2 protein-coding genes are annotated in these 2,294 nt (G+C 29.3%); one reads left to right on the top strand and one right to left on the bottom strand.

The window, feature by feature from the left end:
- Positions 1–541: 541 nt before the first annotated feature.
- Positions 542–1,546: a protein rep gene (locus tag J5E45_RS14290; RefSeq protein WP_078098897.1), complete on the bottom strand. Its 1,005-nt coding sequence runs from the start codon at positions 1,544–1,546 to the stop codon at positions 542–544.
- Between the two features lie 276 nt (positions 1,547–1,822).
- Between J5E45_RS14290 and qacG the strand changes: the two genes are divergently transcribed.
- Positions 1,823–2,146 (top strand): quaternary ammonium compound efflux SMR transporter QacG, encoded by a 324-nt coding sequence (qacG, locus tag J5E45_RS14285; protein WP_015740450.1) that lies wholly within the window; start codon positions 1,823–1,825, stop codon positions 2,144–2,146.
- Positions 2,147–2,294: the final 148 nt, after the last annotated feature.

Raw genomic sequence — 2,294 nt, 5'->3', positions numbered from 1 at the left:
TCGGCTTAATAGCTCACGCTATGCCGACATTCGTCTGCAAGTTTAGTTAAGGGTTCTTCTCAACATCAATAAATTTTCTCGGCATAAATGCATGCTTTAATTATGTTATAATTAAGCAAATTGAGTAGGAAAAATATAGTACTCAAAAATTAAATTAATTAGCTTTTCTATTATTTGTGTTATTGCTAAGTACAACTTTTTTATTGTTGCACTTAGCATTTTTTATTTTTAAATTTTCAAAGATACCAAATTTTAAATACCTTTATTTTGAATTCTAAGGGGGCATTTTAAAGATTTAAGGGTAAATCATATAGTTTTATACCTAAAAACCTACACAAGCTTTTAAAACGCAAATATGAGCCAAATAAATATATTCTAATTCCACAAACAAAAATTTGAGCAAAACCAGTGACTAATTTTTTAGACACTGCCCAGTTACATGCAAATTTAAAAATTGGCATAAAAACTGGTCAACCATACAGGTTGAACGATATAGTTCCCGCAGGGGCAAAAAAGCATAAAAAAAACGCTAGCTTTTAAGCTAACGTTTCAAATCTTTTAAGTAATAATTTTGTTTTTCAAAATTCCAAATTGCCGTAATTGAGTGTGCTTTTTCTTCTTCGTCTGTTGTTTTATCTTCGTCACTTGTATTAATCAAATTGCCATCTTCGGCATCGTCTAAATTTAAAATTTTATGTTTTTGTTTAAGCAATCCACCATAACTCAACATACGTTTTCGGTATAAACCTTTTTCCAAATCATTCACGATTTCTTGATTTCTTTCATCATCATCAGTTAAAAAATCAGATGACTTAACCGAGTATTTTGAAGTCTCTTTGATAGCTGCTTGAATATCTTTATCGCCTTTTTGATTCGGTTTGATCGCTTTGATATTTGCGACTGGTCGATAATCAACTTGCAATGCTTTTTGCCATAAATCGACCCACTCACTTTGTTTTATATACTGACCTTGCTTTTTAAAATACGCACTTTCAACACATAATAAAACATGCATATGTTGATTATAACTACCGTCATTTTTATTAACCGTTACTTCGGTTGAACGTAAAAATCCAATTAAATTCTTTTTAACTTTTGTATACATTTTTAATTTATTAAAAGCCTTAGACATATGTTTTAAACTTTGTTCTAAATGGTCACCATCTATTGCATTTCGTGTTGATAATGTGAGAAATAACCAACGTGCTTTCGGCTTTTCTTTTACCACTTCTTCAATCACTCTTTGAGCTTGATAACTATTTTTCATAGCACGCCTCCAATTACAAACTGGACATAATTTTGACTTACAAAACCATGTCTTATGTAATTTTAAATAACCTTCATCAGTTGGCTTGAACTCTAAGACGTTACCACATTGTTTTACATTAAAAGCTTTTTTAATTTTTAAGATTTCTAGTATATCTGCATAACTTACATTATCAATTTTCTTCTCTCTCCATGGGCGTTGTTTCCCACTTTTCGTCATATCTTTTAATGTTTCGTTATCTTGATTTTCGTCTATACATCTAGTAGTATAAGAATGCATATAAAAACCTCCAGTATTTGATTTTATCTCGACAATTTAATCTTATTACTGGAGTTTTTTTATGTCAAATTTTATTTTCCACGTTAAAAATAGCTAAAAACGCTGTAATATCAAAATTCAAACGACTTTTTATATCTTTGAATTATTTCTATATAGTATCAAGACAAGAAGAAACTCGTTTTCAACTCGTTTTAAAATACAAATCTTAAAAATTTTTCTTTCACTTAATATAAGTTAAAATATAAGCTATCAAATAGAAATTAAAGGAGAAGCTTAATGCATTATTTATATTTATTTATCTCAATTGCAACAGAAATAATCGGAACTAGTTTTTTAAAAACATCAGAGGGTTTCACAAAGTTATGGCCAACATTAGGTACACTACTTTCGTTTGGAATTTGCTTTTATTTTTTAAGTTTAACAATAAAATTTTTGCCCTTAAATATAACTTATGCAACATGGGCAGGTCTAGGATTAGTATTAACAACAATAATCTCAGTTATCGTTTTTAAAGAAAATGTTAATTTAATTAGTATAATTTCTATTGGCTTAATTGTTATAGGTGTAGTGCTCTTAAATGTATTTGGAGAAAGCCATTGATTATTTTATTCCAATTGCTTTATTGACGTTGAGCCTCGGAACCCTTAACAATCCCAAAACTTGTCGAATGATCGGCTTAATAGCTCACGCTATGCCGACATTCGTCTGCAAGTTTAGTTAAGGGTTCTTCTCAACATCAATAAATTTT

The organism is Staphylococcus shinii (assembly GCF_017583065.1).
Lineage (GTDB): Bacteria > Bacillota > Bacilli > Staphylococcales > Staphylococcaceae > Staphylococcus > Staphylococcus shinii.
Note: the sequence above shows the minus strand (reverse complement) of the source record. Positions and strands in the feature narration are given on the sequence as shown.

What these genes read in the sequence shown, in the direction of transcription:
- qacG (WP_015740450.1), top strand. Translation starts at nt 1,823, where the DNA reads ATGCATTATTTATATTTATTTATCTCAATTGCAACAGAAATAATCGGA.
- J5E45_RS14290 (WP_078098897.1), bottom strand. Translation starts at nt 1,546, where the DNA reads ATGCATTCTTATACTACTAGATGTATAGACGAAAATCAAGATAACGAA.